This window comes from Nocardioides sp. (genome assembly GCF_036493135.1).
Lineage (GTDB): Bacteria > Actinomycetota > Actinomycetes > Propionibacteriales > Nocardioidaceae > Nocardioides.
This window is the reverse complement of the sequence record NZ_DASXQG010000065.1, coordinates 1-17,739: the sequence shown is the minus strand read 5'-3', so window position 1 is coordinate 17,739 and position 17,739 is coordinate 1. Positions and strand designations below refer to the sequence as shown.

The following is a 17,739-nucleotide window of genomic DNA, read 5'->3' as shown; positions in this document are numbered from 1 at the left end:
CCCATCGAATCGGGATCCGGCGACGCGCCGCAAGCGAATGACATCGCTGTGATTCCTCGCGTAGACTCCGGGGCGTCGAGCACCTGTACCCGCGCTCACGAGGGGAGACACGCATGGACGCCGCTGCCGCACAGCCGGGCTCCGAAGCCCGCGCCGGCCTGGGCGAGCGCGACCGCGAGATCCTCGAGTTCGAGCGTCAGTGGTGGAAGTACGCCGGAGCGAAGGAGACTGCGATCCGCGAGTCCTTCGACATGTCGGCGACCCGGTACTACCAGGTGCTGAACGCACTCATCGACCGTGCCGACGCCCTGGCCGAGGATCCGCTGCTGGTCCGCCGCCTGCGCCGGTTGCGGGCGGAGCGTCAGCGGGTCCGCTCGGCCCGTCGCCTGGGCTTCGAGGTCTAGCCCGTGGGACCAGTCCGGCCACGCGACCAGCGGGGGGTCGTGTTCCCCTCGCCGGTGATGATCCTGAGCATCGTCGCGGTGACGATGGCCGGCGTCGCGTGGTTCGCCACCCGCGACCACGAGCCCACCGAGCGCCTGGTGACACCCAGCGCCCAGCACTCGCCGAGCGCGCACCACTCGACGTACACCAAGCCGAAGAACCACCAGAAGCCGCCGATACCCGCCCTCGACCGCTCCAAGGTCCTGGTCGAGGTCTTCAACAACTCCAGCGTCAGCGGCCTTGCCGGCCGGGTGGCCTCGCAGGCCGCGCAGCGGGGCTGGCAGGTCGTCGGATCGGACAACTGGTACGGCACGATCCCGGCCTCGACCGTCTACTACCCGCCCCGGCTCGCGAAGGCCGCTCATCAGCTGTCGCTCGACCTCGGCATCCGCCGCAGGATGCCCGCGGTGAGCCCGATGCGGCTCGACCGGCTGACCGTGATCCTGACCGGCCCGCTCGCACCGGCCCACTGACGCCGGTCGCCCACGGCGCGCGACCGCTCGCCGTACGGGTGGACCGGCCGTGACAGGGTGAGGTCCGTGCGCTTCACCTCGTCCGACGCCGAGCGGCGTTACGCCGCGCTGGTCGCGGTGGCGGACGCGACCGTGGTCGGGCTCGACTTCGACGGCACCCTGGCACCGATCGTCGACGACCCCGAGTCGGCCCACATCCACCCCGACGCGCGGCGGGTGCTGCTCGACCTGTCCGCAGTGGTCCGCGCGGTCGCGGTCGTCACCGGTCGGCCGGCGCGCAAGGTGCTGGCGCTCGGTGGCCTGGACGAGGTCGGCCGCGAGATCGGGGACGCGGGACGCGAGCTGTTCGTGTACGGCCAGTACGGCTTCGAGCGATGGACCTCGACGCGGCGCCGGGTGGTCTCACCCCGGCCGCCGCAGGGGCTGTCCGGTTTCCTGCGCGAGCTGCCGCGGGTGCTTCGCGACGCGGACGCGTCGGAGGCGTTCGTCGAGGACAAGGGCCTGGCGATCGCCGTACACACCCGGCGCCTCGACGACTCGGTCGCCGCCTTCACGCGGCTCGAACCGCGGATGCGCGACCTCGCCGCCCGGCACGGCATGGTGCTGGAGCCCGGTCGCAACGTGATCGAGGCGCGCTCGCCCGGCAGCGACAAGGGCACCGTGGTCCGCGACCTCGCCAAGGAGACCGATGCCGGCGGCTTCTTGTTCGCCGGCGACGACCTCGGCGATGTCGAGGCGTTCGAGGCCGTGGCCGATCTGCGTGACCAGGGGCTGCCGACGCTGCTGGTCTGCTCCGCCTCCGACGAGGAGAGCGCGCTCGTCGAGCGCTCCGACGTCGTGGTCCGCGGCCCCGACGGGGTCCTCGACCTGCTCCGCAAGCTCATCGACGACGCCAGATCCGGGTAGTCCCTGACAAAACGGTCCCGATCCGTGCTCCAGGTGGACGGTTTCGTCAGGGAGTACCCGCACTGTCTCGGGGGGCGAGACGTGCGCCCAACATGCGGACACGGCGTACAGCTCGACCGACGGGCCTCCTAGGCTGCAGGCAGCTCATCGAGAGGGACTGAGGGAACGGCCCGTCGACGTCCCGGCAACCACCACGAGCCTCCCGCCGTACGGCGGTCGTGGACCCGGTGCCAATTCCGTCCCGTGGCGAGATCCGCCCCGGGAAAGATGAGAAGGAGGACCTCCGTGAGCACTGCGGTCCACGAGACCCGTCCCACCACCCTGCGCGACGGCGCCTTCGGCAACGCTCGCGCGCTGTCGTGCCGCGAGTGCGGCCACGAGGTCGCGTTGGGTCCCCACTACGCGTGCCCGGAGTGCTTCGGGCCGCTCGAGGTGGCCTACGACTTCCCCGGCGTCACCCGTGAACAGATCGCCGCCGGCCCGCGCAACATCTGGCGCTACCAGCCGCTGCTGCCGGTGCCCACCGACATCACCGAGAGCCCGAACACCGAGCCCGGCTTCACCCGTCTCCTGCGCGCCGACAACCTCGCCCGCGAGCTCGGACTGGACAAGCTCTGGGTGAAGGACGACTCGACGAACCCCACCAACTCGTTCAAGGACCGCGTGGTGGCCTGCGCCCTGAGCGCCGCCCGCGAGCTCGGCGCGAAGGTCTTTGCCTGTCCGAGCACCGGCAACCTCGCGAACGCCGTCGCCGCGGCGGGGGCCCGCGCCGGGATCAAGACCGTCGTCTTCATCCCCGCGAACCTCGAGCGACCCAAGCAGGTCAACAGCGCGGTCTACACCGAGAACCTGGTCGCGGTGAACGGCACGTACGACGACGTGAACCGGCTCGCGTCCGAGATCGCCGGCGAGGAGGAAGGCTGGGCGTTCGTCAACGTCAACGTCCGCCCGTTCTACGCCGAGGGGTCCAAGACCCTGGGCTTCGAGATCGCCGAGCAGCTCGGCTGGCGGCTGCCCGACCAGGTCGTGATCCCGGTCGCCTCCGGCTCCCAGCTGACCAAGGTGGACAAGGCGTTCAGAGAGCTGGTCGAGCTCGGCCTCGTCGAGGACAAGCCGTACCGGATCTTCGGAGCCCAGGCGACCGGCTGCTCGCCGGTGGCCGCGGCGTACAAGGCTGGGGTCGACGCGATCCGTCCGGTCAAGCCGGACACGATCGCCAAGAGCCTGGCGATCGGCAACCCGGCCGACGGCATCTACGTGCTCGACATCTGCCGGCGCACCGGCGGGGCGGTCGAGGACGTCAGTGACGACGAGGTGCGCGAGGGGATCCTGCTGCTGGCGCGCAACGAGGGGATCTTCACCGAGACCGCCGGCGGCACCACGGTGGCCTGCCTGAAGAAGCTGGTCGAGACCGGCCGGCTCGACCCAGCGCTCGAGACCGTCGTGATCAACACCGGAATGGGCCTGAAGACGCTCGACGCGATCGGCGACTCGGTCGGTCCCGCGGCCACCATCGACCCGTCGTACGCTGCCTTCACGGCTATCGGCATCGCCTGAGCATCGCGTTTTCCCCGATAGTCACGGACTGTCCACCAGAGGAGAAGGAGAATTCATGAGCGTGTCCGTCCGCATCCCGACCATCCTGCGCACCTACACAGGGGGCGAGTCGGAGGTCTCGGCGAACGGCGACACCGTGGCCGCCGTGCTCGACGACCTGGACAGCAACTACTCCGGGATCAAGGGGCGGATCGTCGACGAGCAGGGCGAGCTGCGACGGTTCGTGAACGTGTACGTCGGGAACGACGACGTTCGCTTCCTGGAGAACCTCGCGACGGCGACGCCCGAAGGCGCTCAGATCTCGGTCATCCCGGCGGTCGCGGGCGGCTGACCCACGCGCTCAGGTCCCTGGGCTCGAGATCTTGCCCAGGCCGAGCAGGGCCGAGTGGCGCTGCGCATGGAGGAACTGCCACCCGACCGGCAGCGCCAGCGGTGTGTTCCAGTGCTCTGGGTGCTCGGCCACGGACCTATCCTCACCGGGCCCGCTCCGCCGGGTCATCGCCTTGGCCGGGGCGCGAGACTGGGCGCGTGCTCGACCATCTGGCCCCGGCCCGGCGCCGGGTCGTGCTCGCGACGGTCGGGCTGCTCGCGGTTGCCGTGCTGACCATCGCAGCGGTCACGGTCGCGCCCCGGCTCGGCGGCTCCCACGTCGACCCGGTGCCTCAGGACGCGCAGCCTCCGGTACTGCTCGTGCCCGGGTACGGCGGGGGCACGTCGGGGCTCGAGGTGCTGGCTTCGGCGTTGCGTCGCCAAGGGCGAGACGCCACGGTCGTCCATCTGGCCGGCGACGGGACGGGCGACCTGAACGTGCAGGCCGCCGTCGTCCAGCACGCCGTACGTCGCGCGCTCGGCGCGGGCGCGTCCTCGGTCGACCTCGTCGGCTACTCCGCCGGCGGGGTGACCGTCCGGCTGTGGGCAAACCGGTACGACGGCGGCTCGGTGGCGCGCCGGATCGTCACCCTCGGCTCTCCCCACCACGGGACGGACCTGGCCGCGCTCGCCACCGACCTCGCACCACGGTCGTGCCCGACCGCGTGCCGCCAGCTCGCCACGGACAGCGACCTGATCCGGCAGCTCAACCACGGCGACGAGACGCCCGCGGGTCCGGCGTGGGTGTCGATCTGGACCACCGACGACCAGATCTCGACGCCGCCCGAGACCGCGGACTTGGACGGCGCCCTGGACTTCTCCGTGCAGCAGGTCTGCCCGGGCGCCGACGTCACGCACGGCCGGCTGCCCGAGAGCCCGGTCGTGATCGCCATGGTGGAGGCCCAGCTACGGCGCACGCCCCCGGCCCTGCCGGACCGGACCGTGTGCGGTGAGGGCCGCTAGTCGGTGATGTCCTTGGTGACGAAGTTCGCCCACGCGGCGAGCAGGAACACCACGACGTACCCGGCCTGGAGCAGCACGCCCCGCACGACGTCGTGCCACAGGATCGGATCACGGAAGAGATCGACGAACGACAACCAGTACCTCGTCAGGAGGTAGGGACGCAGGACGTCGGCGGCGTCCAGGGTCAACAGCAGGGACGACCCGATCAGCAGTGCGAGCGTCCCCATCGCGGCTGCCAGGGGCGAGCGGACCATCGTCGACAAGAACAGCGCCACCGACGCGACCCCGAGCATCGACAGCAACGCGTAGAGCAGGGCCAGCCCGGTGCGCAGGGCGAGCTGGGTACTGCTCAGGCTGCTGCCCGAGAACGTCGTCGTGGTCTGGACCTCGCCGTGGCCCAGCAACAGCGCCCCGAGCAGGTACGCCGTGCCCGCGACCACGAGCAGGGCGAGCAGCACGAACCCCATCACCGCGATCAGCTTCGCCACCAGCAGTCGGGTGCGTCCGACCGGCCGGACCAGGAGGTAGCGCAACGTGCCCTGCTGGGCCTCCCCGGCGATCGCGTCCCCGGCGGTCACGGCCACCGCCGCCGGCAGGAACAGTGGCAGGACCATGGCGATCGCGGCCAGCGGGTAGAGCGTCCCGTCGGAGAGCACCGCGGAGAGGAAGGCCGGACCCGACCCGGGACGCGGGCCGATCTCGGTGGTGGCGAGCAGGACGGCGACGAGGGCGGGGAGGGCGTCGATCACGGCGACCGTCACCCAGGTACGACGACTCCGGAGCAGCTTGGCCAGCTCCACGCCGATCATCGCGCCACCCGGTCGGAGCCGGCCCGGGTCGCCTCGAGCACGACGTCCTCCAGGGTGCGGCGCTCGGGGGCGAGCAGCTCGACCCGCACTCCGCCCTGGACGAGCAACCGGTTCAGCCGGGCGGGATCGTCGTGGCGGACCAGGAGCTCGTGCGCGTCGACCTGCTCGATCCGGCCGTCGAGCAGGGCCCGTGCCTGCGCCACGTCCGGGGTGCGGACGTGCAGGCGTCCGGTCGGTCCGCGCAGGGCATCCAGCCGGTCCTGCACGACCAGCCGCCCGCGGTCGAGGACGCCCACCCGGTTGCACAGCTGCTCCACCTCGGCGAGGAGATGCGAGGAGAGGAACACCGTCGTGCCCTGCCGGTTCAGCCCGGCGAGGAGATCGCGGATCTCCCGGATGCCTTGTGGATCCAGACCGTTCGTGGGCTCGTCGAGGATCAGCAGGCGTGGCCGCCGGATCAGCGCCGCGGCCAGCCCCAGCCGCTGCTGCATGCCCAGGGAGTACGCGCGGGCCGCGCGGCCGTCGACCCCGCCGAGACCGACCTGGTCGAGTGCGTCGTCCACGCGTCGCGCCCGGTCGCTGCGCGTCCCGCCCACCCCCATGGCGTCGAACAGCGCGAGGTTCGCCCGGCCGGACAGTCCGGGGTACGCAGCCGGCCCCTCGACCAGCGCCCCGACCTGGGGCAGGACCTCGGCGGCGCGAGCGGGCATTCCCTGCCCGAGCAGCTCGACGCTCCCCGACGTGGCCAGGACGAGACCGAGCAGCATCCTGACCGTGGTCGTCTTGCCCGAGCCGTTCGGGCCCAGGAAGCCGTAGACGTCGCCCTCGTCCACCTCGAGGTCGAGATCGTCGACGGCGAGGACGCTGCCGAACCGCTTGGTGAGCCCGTGGGTGCGGATCATCGTGGTCCCGCCCCGATCGCCAGGTCGTACGCCGCGGTGAGCAGGGTCTGGTCGGTCACGGTGCCGGCCACCAGCCAGCGCACGCCGAGCGCGCCCGTCCCACGCGTGACCACGGCGCCGAGCGGACCGGACCGCAGCAACGGCAGACCACCTTCCCTGGCGGCGCCGGACGCCGTCAGGTCGTTCGCGATCTCGTCGGCCTCCCTCGGCGGCAGGGGTACCGCCAGGAGTCGGGTGAGACCGGTGCCGTACACCGCCGCGGCGAGGCCGGACGCTCGCTGAAGACCGGCGACCGACGAGGGAGCCCGGACCAGCGAGAACTCGTTGGCGGCGTCGGCGATGTCCAGGACGCGGTCCTGGAACACGTACACGCCTGGCGCGGGGTGGAAGCGCGTGACGTCGGCGCCCGGACGGCCCGCCGAGTACGTCGTGAACGTCGTGCTGACCGCGGGCTGCGACGAGTCGCCGTACACCTCGGCGGACAAAGTGACCCCGGTCTCCGGATCGACCCAGAGGTCGACATGGCGGAGGCTGCTGCCGGGGTCGGTGATCGGTACGCGCAGACCGGCGACATCGACCCCGGCGATCCGTCGCGCGGGTAGCCGGCCGATGTCCGTGGCGGTCTTTCCGTCGAGGGCACGGCGCGCCACCTCGGGAGGCAGGAGGTCGGGGTCCCGCGGCAGGCGGATCGCGGGATCGATGGAGACCCGGGCCTCGTGGCGCTCGTAGTTCCACTCGGTGGTCCGCGATCCCTGGTGGAACAGGTCGACCTCACCGGTCTCGAGGAGCCGGTCGACGCGCCAGTCGTGGTCGCCGCGCCACCAGACCCGGAGCCGCGTGTCGCCTCCGAAGAGGTCGGCGAGATCGCTGAAGTGGTCGGCGATCGGCAGGCCCACCCGCCCGTGCACGTCGACGGTGCCCGAGTACGGCGTGGCCGCCGAGTCGCGCACCGCCGTCACCAGGTCGGCCGTCGGGACGTCGGGGTCCGAGGCCGGTCGGAGACGCCCCGCGTACGGCGTGAGCAGGAGCAGCGCCGTCGCGAGGCAGGCCAGGCTCCAGCGGTGGACCGCCCTCATGTCCGAAACCTACGTCCTCAAGGGGTACGGGGTTCGGACAGCGAGTTAAGCGTAAGAACTGGCCTGGAGGGAGTAGAGCTCGGCGTAGGTGCCGCCCCGGGCGATCAGGTCCTCGTGGCTGCCGACCTCGACGACCCGCGCACCGTCCAGGACCACGATCAGGTCGGCCATCCGCACCGTCGAGAACCGGTGTGAGACCAGGACCGTGACCCGGCCGTTCGTCGTCTCCTCGCGGGCGCTCGCGGCGAACTGCTCGAACAGCGCGTGCTCGGTCTCCGCGTCGAGCGCAGCGGTCGGCTCGTCGAGCAGGAGCAGGAGCGGCTCCGGCCGCATGTAGCCGCGGGCGAGAGCCAGCTTCTGCCACTGACCGAAGCTGACGTCGACGCCGCTCTCCCATGAGGGCCCGAGCTGGGTGTCGAGGCCGTCGCGGAGGTCGTCGACCACCGGTGTCGCCCCGGCCCGGTCGACCGCGGTGCTCACCGCCACCCGGTCGTCCTGGCGGGGTTGGTCACCGAGCCCGACCGTGGTCGCGGCGACGAACTCGAGGCGGGCGAAGTCCTGGAAGGCGCCGGCCAGCCGCTCGCGCCACTCCTCGACGTCGATCCGGCCGATGTCGACACCGTCGGCGGTCACCCGGCCCGACGTCGGTGCGTACATCCGGGCCAGGAGCTTGACCAGGGTCGACTTCCCGGCGCCGTTCTCGCCGACGACCGCGACGACGCTGCCGGCCGGGAGGGCGAGGTCGACGTCGTGCAGCACCTCGCGCGTCGTACCTGGGTAGGTGAACGCGACGCCCTCGAACCGGATGCCGTCGGTCAGCTGGTCGGGCGCTGACTGGTCGACGCGCGCGTTCTGCGCGTCGGCGAAGTCCTCGAGCCAGGCGAGCCGCTGCGCCGAGTCGAGCCAGATGCCGCGCAGGAAGCCGAGCTCGCCGACCGCGGATCCGACGTACGCCGAGAGCCGGCCGCCGGCGGTCAGCACGAGGACCACCGCACCCGGACCGCGGTCGAGCCCGGTCACGACCCAGACGACGGCGGCGACGAACGCCACCGAGAACACCGCCCAGGCCAGCGAGAGCCAGGCGGCGCTGGCGAGGTTGGTGACGCGGATCGGCGCGAACCAGCTGCCCCACGCCGTACGCCGGCGGGACACCAGGTCGGACTGGTTGCCGGTGACGCGCACCTCCTTGCCGGGCGGCGTCGAGGTCGCGACCGTGAACAGGTGGCGCCCGAGCCGGCCGTGCGAGGCGACCTCCTCCTCGATGCGCTTCTCGATCTTGGGCCGCCACACCGCGACCAGGAGCAGCGGGACCGCGGTGACCAGGAGGAGGAGCAGCGCGGGGTGGATGGCCGCGAGCAGCACGCACACGAACGCCAGCCGGAGCAGCCAGCCGACCATCGTGAACATCGACCGGAACAGATGGTCGAGCGCGAACACCCCGGTGCGCAGCACCGCGATCCGGTCCAGGTAGACCGGCCGCTCGTGGTGCTCGACGGTGGCGACCTCGGCCTGGAGCCTGGCGACGCGGCCCTGGAACATGATGTTCAGCCGGTCGCCGAGCCGCCGGGTCGTGCGGTCGAGGGTCACCGACAGTGCCCACATCAGGGTCGCGGACACCGCGAGCCCGACGGCCCCGACGTAGGTCCGCGTCTCGTGGTGGTGCACCAGGCCGTCGGTGACCAGGGCCAGCCAGATGCCGACCAGGACGTCGGGCAGCGCCTCGAGCGCGGTCATCGCCAGCGAGGCCCACAGCAGCTTCGGCTCCGCGCGGTAGCCGTGCTTGACCACGCGGACCATCGACGGCAGCGCCGGCGGCATCTCGCCCGCGGTGTCCTGGCCGGTCGCCTCCGCGTTGCCCTCGTCAAAGCGACTCATGCAGGACCTCCTCCCCGTGTTCGTCCAGCTCCCGCTCGTCGTGGAAGCGGCTGGCCTGGAGGTCGTACATCGTGTGGTAACGCCCACGCAGCGCCATCAGCTCGTCGTGGCTGCCGAGCTCGATCGCGCGCCCGTGCTCGACGACGCAGATCAGCTCCGCCTGTCTGACGGTCGAGAACCGGTGGGAGACCAGGATCGCGGTCGCCTCGGACGTCGCGCCCAGCACCCGGCGGAAGATCTCGGACTCGCCCCGGACGTCGAGCATCGCGGTCGGCTCGTCGAGCAGTACGACGGTCGCCCCGGTGCCGACCTTGGCGATCGCCCGGGCGAGGGCGACGCGTTGCCACTGACCACCGGAGAGGTCGATGCCACGGGGGTAGCCCTTGGCCAACGGGGTGTCGAGGTCGGCCAGGTCGAGGGCACCCGCCTGGTCGAGCGCGCGGGTGACGACGTCCGTCGTGGCGCCGAGCGGTGCGACGTTGTCGCGCAGGGGCAGCTCGTAGCGGACGAAGTCCTGGAAGACCGCCGCCAGATGCGCGCGCCAGGCCGCGAGGTCGAGGTCGCGGAGGTCGACCCCGTCGATCTCGATGGTGCCGGAGTCGGGGTCGTAGAGGCGGCAGAGGAGCTTGGCGATGGTGGTCTTGCCGGCGCCGTTCTGCCCGACGATCGCCAACGACGCCCCGGCCGGGATCGTGAGGTCGAATTGCTCGAGAACCGGTCGGCCGCCGGTCGGGTACGTGAACGTGACGTCGCGGAACCGGATCCCGGGAGCGCCGGCTTCGCTGGTCGTGGGGGTCGCTCTGCGACCGTCTCGAGACCCGGCGCGGCTCAACGCCCCGGCGCTCGCCATCTCGATCTCGAGCCGTTCGATGGCCACCACGGGCGCGGCTGCCCCGTCGAGCGCCCAGCTCAGCCCACCGAACGCGATCGCACTCGCGCCGAACGCCGCCCCGGAGTACGTCACGACCGACTGGAGGTCGATGCTCCCGGCGTACCCCTGCCGGGCCAGAACGACGAACAGCACGCCGTTGGCCGCCAGGACGATCAGGAGCGCGCCGGTCAGCGACTTCTCGCGCAGCCGGGTCGCGTCGTACTGCAGGTCATGGAGGCGGAGCCGGTGGCCGGTGAAGCGCTCGAGCAGCCACGGGGCGAGCCCGAACAGCCGGACCTCCTTCGCCGCGGCGGGCTCGGTCGCGAGGTCGTAGGCGTAGTCGGTATGGCGGCGTGCGGTCTTGACCTCGTCGGTGTTGCGGTCGCGCCACACGCCGCTCTCGCGGAGCAGCCAGTGGGTCGAGCCCCACGCGAGCAGGAGGAGCAGCGGTGCCCACCAGCTGAAACCGACAAGGACCAGCGCCGACGCGATGCCGCCGAGGAGCATGGTCAGCCCCTGGGCGATGAAGTCCATGTTCATGAACATCGGCGGGCCGGTCCATCCGAGGTCGAAGTCGCGCGCCGTGGTCAGGTCGTTGGTGAGGTCGCCGCGCTCGAGGTGGCCGACACCTTCCGGGCCGAGGGTCGCGGCCATCAGCCGGTCGTTGAGCACGGAGCTGAAGTGGTGGCCGAGCAGCGCGCCGACGACCTGGTGCAGCGGCGGGGCGACCTGCGACGCGACGAACACGACGCCGAAGGCGACCAGGGGTGTGGTCAGGTCGGCGCCGTCCTGGACGCGCCCGACGAGGAGCCCGGTGGCGATCGCCAGGCCGGCGGGGACCAGCGCGCGCACCAGCAGGATCAGCCACCACGCGGCGGCGAACCCGGGCACCGATCGGGTCAGGACGAGGAAGAACCGGGTGGCCGGGCGTGCGCGCACGCTCGCGAGCATCCGAGACGCAGAGCTGGCCACGCGGTCACCCTAGAACCGGCGGCCGACACCCGCCTGGCTCGTCGGTCTGCGCGGACTATCCACCCAGTGCGCCGAGCCGGGTGGCGAGGTGGGTGCGTTCGGGGTCGTTGTCGCAGAGCTCGACGGCGCGGGCCAGGTCGGCGCGCGCCTCCTCGGTACGGCCGACCCGTGCGAGCAGCTCCCCACGGACACCGGGCAGCCGGTGACCCGGGAGCTCGAGGCCGTCGAGGGCCCGGAGACCCGCCAGGGGACCGTCGGCCTCGGCGACGGCGACGGCCCGGTTGAGGCGTACGACGGGCGTGTCCTCGAGCGCCAGCAGCTCGTCGTACCGCTCTACGATGCGGGGCCAATCGGTCGCGTCGGGGTGCGGCGCGATCGCGTGCTCGGCCGCGATCAGTGCCTGCAGGAGGTACGGCGTGCCCGGCCCGGTCACGTGGGGGGTGAGCACCTCGAGGGCCTCGGTGATCTCGTCGGGGTGCCACCGGGACCGATCCTGCGCCGGCAGCAGCACCAGTCGGCCGTCGCGCAGGCGGGCGTCGCGCCGCGAGTGCTGCAGCAGCATCAGCCCGAGCAGGCCGTCGAGATCGGCCCGCGCGGGGAGCAGCTCGCGGAGCAGCCGGGCGAGCCGGATCGCCTCGGCGGCCAGGTCGGTCCGCACGAGCTCCTCGCCGGAGGGCGGGGTGTACCCGGCGGTGAACGCCAGGTAGGCGACGTCTGCCGCCCGCCCGACGCGGTCCTTCAGCTCGGGTCCGAGCGGCACCTCGAACGTCTCGCCGGAGAGGCTCTTGCGCGAGCGGGTCAGCCGGGCGGCCATGGTCGCTGTCGGTACCAGGAAGAGCCGGGCGATGTCGGCCGTCGAGACACCCATCACCATCCGCAGCGTGAGCGCTGCGGCGTTCTCACGCGAGAGCGCAGGGTGCGCGCAGAGCATCACGAGCCGCAGCCGCTCGTCGCGGACGGGCTCGCCGGCATCGGCCATCACGCGCTGCGCCTCCTCCTGCAGCTCGGCCTCGACCCCCAGCTGGGGCAGGCGTCTGGCGGCCACCGCCTCCGCGCGTAGCCGGTCGAGGATGCGGCGCCGGGCGCTCGTGAGCAGCCAGGCCGGGGGATTCATCGGTACGCCGTCGCGCGGCCAGGTGCGCGCGGCGGCCTCGAAGGCGTCGGCGAGGCCGTCCTCGGCCAGGTCGAGGCGCCGGTACTGCGCGACCAGCAGGGCCGTCAGCCGACCCCAGTGGTCGCGCCAGGCGGCGTCCAGCGCCGTTGCCGGATCATTCCCAGTCGCGGGTGTCCTCATAGCCCTCGATGTCGATGACGGGTCGGACCTCGACGGCGTACGACGAGGGGAGCAGGTGGCACAGCTCGACGACCAGGTCGAGCGACTCCGCCTCGATCATGTAGAAACCGCCGATCTGCTCGGCGGCCTCGGCGTACGGGCCGTCGGTCACGACAGGCGATCCGGCCACGTGCCTGAGGGTCCGCGCCTCCCGCGCCTCCGCGAGCGCCTCACCAGCCAGCATCGTGGCCCGCTCGGCGACCGCCTTGTGGAACGCCGTGTGGGCGTCCATCACCTCCTGGCGCTGCTCCGCGGTGGCGGATTCCCAACCGCCCTCCGTGGCGGCCAGCAGGATCACGGCCTTCACATCCCACCCCCGCGGCACTCGCGGATCTCGATCGCGCTCTCGCCCTGGCCGAGCACCCTGCAGACGTCGATCAGGTCGTCGAGGTCCGAGGACTCGACCACGTAGAAGCCGGTCAGCTGCTCCGCGGTCTCGGCGTACGGCCCCTGCGTGACGCTCTGCTCGCCCTCGGCCGTCGTACGCAGCACCCGCGCGTCGCGGCTCGGTGCGAGCTCGGCGCCCCCGGTCACCTTGTGCCCGCGCTCGGCGAGACGCTTGGCGAACTCGGCGTGGACGGCGTACATCTCCTGCTTCTGCGCCTCGGGCGTGGCCGCCCAGGCGGCTTCGTCACCGGGCAGGAGTACGACGTAGCTGGTCATGGCTGTCCTCTCGGGTCGTGAGGGTGAGTGTCCCCCTCATCCCGATGACGCGCGAGTGCCCGAGAGATCGACACCGGTCGCTCAGGTCCCCTCCACAGGGCGGATCTCGACGGCCGGGTGCGAACGGAGCAGGACGTGGGCGACATCGAGCAACCCGGCCTCGTCCTCGGTGGTGACGAGGTAGAACCCGGACAGCTGCTCGGCCGTCTCGGCGTACGGGCCGTCGGTGACCAGCGCGGTGCCGTGCGGGCCGCGCCGCACGACGTGGGTACGCCTCTTGGTGGCCAGCTCGGCACCGCCCGTGATCTTCCCTCCACGCTGCTCGAGCAGGCGGCCGAACTCGAGGTCGGTGTCGTAGACGGCCTGGTGGTCGGCCTCGCTGCCGGCGTCCCACTCCGCCTCGTGGTCCGCGGGGAACATCACGACCTAGTCGGTCATGGCACTTCCTTTCGGTGATGGGTCTGTCACCGGGGTGACGATCAGGGGCGTGCTCAGTTCGACGTTCGGGCCGGAACCGGCGGTGGGAACAGCTTGACGAACCGTCGGACGACCGACCGCAGGCCGCCGACCGAGACCGAGCCGTCGGCCTGGGCATCGGTCAGGGAACGCCCCCGCCAGAGGACCTCGCGCAGCGATGCGACCGAGGACTCGATCCGCGCAGCGGGCTGCTCCGCGCGTCCGCGCCGGATCGTCAGGGTGTCGTCGTGGACCTCGGCGACCAAGGGGTCGCCGTCGACGACCAGGGCCAGCGTCGCATCCAGCCCGGCGGCACGACCCGCGTCGAACACCGTGGACAGCGCCACGGCAAAGGCGTCGACACTCATGTCGTGGGTCACCCCCTCGAACCCCTCCTGGCTGCCCCAGCGACCGAGCGCATGGAGCACCGGCTCGAGGTCGCGCCCCCGTGGGGTCAGCTCGTAGGCCTGGCCCGATGCCGGAGCGGGGAGGGCGACGGGCCGGAGCACGCCGGCCCGCTCGAGCTGACGCAGGCGTTGGGAGAGGATGTCGGTGGCGATGCCCGGAAGGTGGGCGCGGAGGTCGGTGAACCGCTTCGGCCCCAGCACCAGCTCGCGGACGACGAGCAGTGCCCACCGTTCGCCCACCACATCGAGCGCCCGCGCGATGCCGCACGGGTCGCCGTAGGAACGTTTGCCGGCCACGCATCCAGCCTAGCCCAGCTCTGAACGGTATTTCCAACTGGACACTTGGAATTTCCAACCAACCGGGTCTACGGTGGTGCGGCATCGAGCCGACATCGACCACCACGGAGGATGAGATGAGCGAGCGCGACACCTACCCGGCCGGAGTCCCCTGCTGGGTGACCAACCTGCAGCACGACGTCCCCAGGGCGACGGCGTTCTACCGGGAGCTCTTCGGGTGGGACATGGAGACCGGCCCCGACGACGTCGCGCCGTACGCTCTCGGCCGGCTGCGCGGCCGCGACGTGGCCGCGATCGGGACCGTGCCCGGAGCCGACACGCCACCGGCGTGGGTGATGGAGGTGCGCACCGACGACCTCGCGGCCACGGTGGCCGCGGTCCGGGACGCGGGCGGCGAGGTCCTCCAGGAGGAGGTCGACTTCAGCCCGGTCGGGAAGCTGGGCGTCTTCACCGATCCGGTCGGCGCGACGTTCTGCGCCTGGGAGGCGGGCGACCGTGAGGGTGCGCAGGTGATCAACGAGGCCAGCGCCTGGTCGATGAATGCGCTGCAGACGAACGACACCGACCGCGCAGCGCGCTTCTACGGCGCCGTGTTCGGCTGGGAGACCGAGGCGTTCGGCCCCGCCACGATGTTCCGGCTGCCCGGGTACTTCGGCGGCGAGGAGTCCCAGCCCGTCCCCCGCGACGTGGTGGCGGTGATGATGCCGGCCTCTCCGGAGACGGCGCCGGCGTGGGGCGTGGATTTCTGGATCGACGATCTCGAGCGAGGGGTCGACGTCGTACGGCGACACGGTGGGACGGTGGTCGCGGGACCGTACGACGCGCCGCCGGCGTTCTCGCAGGCGGTCGTGGCCGACCCCGGTGGAGCGGTGCTCAGCCTGAGCCAGCTGAAGTCCTACGAGTAGACAGACCGACCGGGCTACGTTGGTCCGGGCTGGCCACCAGCGGTCTGCGCGTCGCGCGGCCGCGGACTCGGGAGCGGGAGCGGCGATGAGGCGGATCGACTACGACACGGAGCAGTACCACGACTACGTGCGCGGCCGTGCGCTCAGCGAGCAGCAGATGGCGGCTTGGATCGGTGCCTTCGAAGGTCTGCTGCCCGGGCGGCGTCCGCTGGCCGGGCTGGACGTCGGGTCGGGGACCGGCAGGTACACCCCCGCGCTGGCGCAGGCGTTCGGGCCGGTGACGGGCGTCGAGCCGTCGGTCCGCATGCGCGAGATTGCGCAGCAGCAGTCCCGGCATCCCGACGTGCGATATCTGGCCGGCTCCGCCGAGGATCTGCCGGTGCCGTCCGGCAGCGCCGACTACGCGTTGATGTTCTTGTCCTGGCACCACGTCGAGGACAAGCCCCGGGCCGTCGAGGAGCTGGCCAGGGTGCTCAATCCCGGCGGACGGCTGCTCCTGCGTGAGAACTTCAGCGACCACATTCCCCCGTCGGGGTGGTGGTTGGAGTACTTCCCCCGCGGCTACGAGGTGGACGCCGCGATGTTCCAGCCGCTGCACGAGGTGATCGCGACGTTCACGACGGCCGGCTGGCGCGTGGCCGGCTTCGGCAGGGTGATCGAGCCGTCCTCCGGCACCCGCGGTGAGATGCTCGAACGGCTGCGCCTCGGCGTCCACTCGACCCTGGCTCACTTCACTCCCGACCAGCTCGAGACCGGCTTCCGCCGCTTGGAGCAGGCGGTCGCTGCAGATCCCGACGCACCGGCGCCTGCCGATCCGGCGACCCTCCTCACGCTCGAGCGCGGCTCGTAGCACCACACCTCGCAGCTGGGTTCAGTCGGTCAGCGTCCGGACCGACGGCGGTACGTCGATGCCCTTGCGGAGGTCCGGGGCCGCCAGCGGTCCGTCGTACACCTCACGGACGGGGACCACGCCCGCCCAGGCCGGTCCCGCGACGTCGTCGTCCTCGTCCTCGGGCCAGCCGGCGGAGATCTTCAGCGACCAGTCCTCGAGCGGCAGGGCGAGGACCAGCGTGGCCGCCAGCTCGGCCTTGGTCGGCCGACGGATCTCGGCGGCCCGGCCGGGGATCAGTGCCTCGGTGACCAGGTCGAGGAAGCGCTCCTTGTCCTCGGTCAGGTGCGAGCACCGGCCGAAGACGACCGCGGAGCGGTACCGGATCGAGGACTCGAAGGCGCTCCGCGCCACCACGAGCCCGTCGTACGCCGTGACCGCCAACGCCGTGGGCACTCCCGTGGCGAGCCGGCGCATCCACCGCGAACCCGTCGACCCGTGCGCGAGGACCCGGTCGCCGTCGCGGACCACCATCGTCGGGATCACCGCGGGGGTGCCGTCCTCGGCGACCATGGCGAAGTGCCCGACGCGGGCCGTGTCGAGGAGTGCGTCGAGGTCGCCCCGGTCGACGCTCGCCTTCTCGGCCAGCCGTGTGGGCAGCCGGATCGGCCGGCGTGGTTCGGTCATGGCCAGAACGTAGTGGTTCGCGAGGCGTCGGCGCGTCCTCGCAGCCGTTTGCACTCGGGGGGTGCGAGTGCTAAACATGACGCTGGCACTCTCGGGTTGAGAGTGCCACCACATCGGACCGGTTGAGCTGAGGTCAGCAGCGCCGGCGGGAAGGGTCCGCCGGGTCAGCACTGGCCGTCCGTCGCGGGCAGCCATCCGTTCCGCCACAGCTGTATCAAGCCAGAAGGAATCGCTGCGAATGTCGAAGCTGATTGCTTTCAACGAGGAGGCCCGCCGCGGTCTCGAGCGAGGGATGAACCAACCCGCCGACGCGGTCAAGGTCACGCTCGGCCCCAAGGGCCGCAACGTCGTCCTCGACAAGAAGTTCGGCGCCCCGACCATCACCAACGACGGCGTTACCGTCGCCCGCGAGGTGGAACTCGAGGAGCCGTACGAGAACCTCGGCGCCCAGCTCGCCAAGGAGGTGGCCACCAAGACGAATGACATCGCCGGGGACGGCACCACCACCGCGACCGTGCTCGCCCAGGCGATGGTCCGCGAGGGCCTGCGCTCGGTAGCGGCCGGCGCCAACCCGATCGAGCTCAAGCGCGGCATCGACGCGGCGTCCGAGGCCGTGTCCGAGCGCCTGCTCAAGCTCGCCCGTGAGGTGACCGAGCGCAGCGACATCGCGCACGTGGCCACGATCTCCGCGCAGGATCGCGAAATCGGCGACCTGATCGCCGAGGCCTTCGACAAGGTCGGCAAGGACGGCGTGATCACCGTGGAGGAGTCCCAGACCATGGGGCTCGAGCTGGAGTTCACCGAGGGCCTGCAGTTCGACAAGGGCTACATCTCGCCGTACTTCATCACCGACCAGGACAGGATGGAGGCGGTCCTCGAGGACGCCTACGTGCTGCTGAACGCGGCCAAGATCTCCTCGATGACGGACTTCCTGCCGCTGCTGGA

The 17,739-nt window shown here is 71.7% G+C and carries 21 protein-coding genes and 1 riboswitch; of the genes, 9 read left to right on the top strand and 12 right to left on the bottom strand.

The window, feature by feature from the left end:
* The first annotated feature begins 113 nt into the window (after positions 1-113).
* The 5 genes from VGJ24_RS12160 (at position 114) to VGJ24_RS12140 (ending at position 3,711) form a co-directional block, all read left to right on the top strand.
* Positions 114-404 (top strand): DUF3263 domain-containing protein, encoded by a 291-nt coding sequence (locus tag VGJ24_RS12160; protein ID WP_331500874.1) that lies wholly within the window; start codon positions 114-116, stop codon positions 402-404.
* Between the two features lie 3 nt (positions 405-407).
* Positions 408-917 carry a LytR C-terminal domain-containing protein gene (locus VGJ24_RS12155; protein WP_331500873.1) on the top strand — a complete coding sequence of 170 codons (510 nt, stop codon included), beginning with the start codon at positions 408-410 and terminating at the stop codon, positions 915-917.
* A 66-nt stretch (positions 918-983) separates the two neighbouring features.
* Positions 984-1,823 carry a trehalose-phosphatase gene (gene otsB / locus VGJ24_RS12150; protein WP_331500872.1) on the top strand — a complete coding sequence of 280 codons (840 nt, stop codon included), beginning with the start codon at positions 984-986 and terminating at the stop codon, positions 1,821-1,823.
* A gap of 141 nt (positions 1,824-1,964) precedes the next feature.
* A riboswitch (SAM riboswitch) is annotated at positions 1,965-2,097 on the top strand.
* Complete coding sequence (thrC, locus tag VGJ24_RS12145) at positions 2,091-3,380, top strand: threonine synthase (protein ID WP_331500871.1); 1,290 nt, start codon at positions 2,091-2,093, stop codon at positions 3,378-3,380. Its footprint overlaps the riboswitch before it by 7 nt.
* Before the next feature lie 55 nt (positions 3,381-3,435).
* The gene (locus tag VGJ24_RS12140) at positions 3,436-3,711 is read left to right on the top strand and encodes a MoaD/ThiS family protein (RefSeq protein WP_331500870.1); all 276 of its coding nucleotides are present in this window, start codon (positions 3,436-3,438) and stop codon (positions 3,709-3,711) included.
* Between the two features lie 9 nt (positions 3,712-3,720).
* On the opposite strand, the gene VGJ24_RS12135 is transcribed toward VGJ24_RS12140, so the two are convergent.
* Positions 3,721-3,843, bottom strand: coding sequence for a hypothetical protein (locus tag VGJ24_RS12135; protein WP_331500869.1), 123 nt, complete (start codon positions 3,841-3,843; stop codon positions 3,721-3,723).
* A gap of 65 nt (positions 3,844-3,908) precedes the next feature.
* Between VGJ24_RS12135 and VGJ24_RS12130 the strand changes: the two genes are divergently transcribed.
* Entirely contained in the window at positions 3,909-4,712 is an 804-nt protein-coding gene (locus VGJ24_RS12130; RefSeq protein WP_331500868.1) for an esterase/lipase family protein, read from the top strand.
* On the opposite strand, the gene VGJ24_RS12125 is transcribed toward VGJ24_RS12130, so the two are convergent.
* The 10 genes from VGJ24_RS12125 to VGJ24_RS12080 all read right to left on the bottom strand — a co-directional run bounded on the left by VGJ24_RS12125 (position 4,709) and on the right by VGJ24_RS12080 (position 14,373).
* Positions 4,709-5,521 (bottom strand): ABC transporter permease, encoded by an 813-nt coding sequence (locus tag VGJ24_RS12125; RefSeq protein ID WP_331500867.1) that lies wholly within the window; start codon positions 5,519-5,521, stop codon positions 4,709-4,711. The two genes, VGJ24_RS12130 and VGJ24_RS12125, sit on opposite strands and share 4 nt — an antisense overlap.
* Positions 5,518-6,423: an ABC transporter ATP-binding protein gene (locus VGJ24_RS12120; RefSeq protein WP_331500866.1), complete on the bottom strand. Its 906-nt coding sequence runs from the start codon at positions 6,421-6,423 to the stop codon at positions 5,518-5,520. The genes VGJ24_RS12125 and VGJ24_RS12120 overlap by 4 nt, the downstream gene beginning before the upstream one ends.
* Positions 6,420-7,499: a hypothetical protein gene (locus tag VGJ24_RS12115; RefSeq protein WP_331500865.1), complete on the bottom strand. Its 1,080-nt coding sequence runs from the start codon at positions 7,497-7,499 to the stop codon at positions 6,420-6,422. The genes VGJ24_RS12120 and VGJ24_RS12115 overlap by 4 nt, the downstream gene beginning before the upstream one ends.
* Before the next feature lie 45 nt (positions 7,500-7,544).
* Entirely contained in the window at positions 7,545-9,374 is a 1,830-nt protein-coding gene (locus VGJ24_RS12110; protein ID WP_331500864.1) for an ABC transporter ATP-binding protein, read from the bottom strand.
* Complete coding sequence (locus VGJ24_RS12105) at positions 9,361-11,217, bottom strand: ABC transporter ATP-binding protein (protein WP_331500862.1); 1,857 nt, start codon at positions 11,215-11,217, stop codon at positions 9,361-9,363. Before VGJ24_RS12105 ends, VGJ24_RS12110 begins: the two co-directional genes overlap by 14 nt.
* Before the next feature lie 55 nt (positions 11,218-11,272).
* Positions 11,273-12,511, bottom strand: a complete 1,239-nt coding sequence (locus VGJ24_RS12100) for an RNA polymerase sigma factor (protein WP_331500860.1) — start codon at positions 12,509-12,511, stop codon at positions 11,273-11,275.
* Entirely contained in the window at positions 12,486-12,857 is a 372-nt protein-coding gene (locus VGJ24_RS12095; protein WP_331500859.1) for a YciI family protein, read from the bottom strand. The genes VGJ24_RS12100 and VGJ24_RS12095 overlap by 26 nt, the downstream gene beginning before the upstream one ends.
* Positions 12,854-13,213 carry a YciI family protein gene (locus VGJ24_RS12090; RefSeq protein WP_331500858.1) on the bottom strand — a complete coding sequence of 120 codons (360 nt, stop codon included), beginning with the start codon at positions 13,211-13,213 and terminating at the stop codon, positions 12,854-12,856. Before VGJ24_RS12090 ends, VGJ24_RS12095 begins: the two co-directional genes overlap by 4 nt.
* An 81-nt stretch (positions 13,214-13,294) precedes the next feature.
* Positions 13,295-13,633, bottom strand: a complete 339-nt coding sequence (locus VGJ24_RS12085) for a YciI family protein (protein ID WP_331500857.1) — start codon at positions 13,631-13,633, stop codon at positions 13,295-13,297.
* Between the two features lie 71 nt (positions 13,634-13,704).
* Positions 13,705-14,373, bottom strand: a complete 669-nt coding sequence (locus VGJ24_RS12080) for a winged helix-turn-helix transcriptional regulator (protein WP_331500856.1) — start codon at positions 14,371-14,373, stop codon at positions 13,705-13,707.
* Positions 14,374-14,489: 116 nt separating this feature from the next.
* Between VGJ24_RS12080 and VGJ24_RS12075 the strand changes: the two genes are divergently transcribed.
* Together VGJ24_RS12075 and VGJ24_RS12070 are read left to right on the top strand one after the other, a co-directional pair.
* A complete protein-coding gene (locus tag VGJ24_RS12075; protein WP_331500854.1) occupies positions 14,490-15,278 on the top strand; it encodes a VOC family protein in 789 nt (262 codons plus the stop codon).
* 85 nt (positions 15,279-15,363) lie between these two features.
* Complete coding sequence (locus VGJ24_RS12070) at positions 15,364-16,128, top strand: class I SAM-dependent methyltransferase (protein ID WP_331500853.1); 765 nt, start codon at positions 15,364-15,366, stop codon at positions 16,126-16,128.
* Positions 16,129-16,149: 21 nt separating this feature from the next.
* Here VGJ24_RS12070 and VGJ24_RS12065 read toward each other — a convergent pair whose 3' ends face one another.
* Positions 16,150-16,794, bottom strand: a complete 645-nt coding sequence (locus VGJ24_RS12065; protein WP_331500852.1) for a pyridoxamine 5'-phosphate oxidase family protein — start codon at positions 16,792-16,794, stop codon at positions 16,150-16,152.
* Positions 16,795-17,032: 238 nt separating this feature from the next.
* Between VGJ24_RS12065 and groEL the strand changes: the two genes are divergently transcribed.
* A partial coding sequence (groEL, locus tag VGJ24_RS12060; protein ID WP_331500851.1) for a chaperonin GroEL occupies positions 17,033-17,739 on the top strand: 707 nt, incomplete at its 3' end.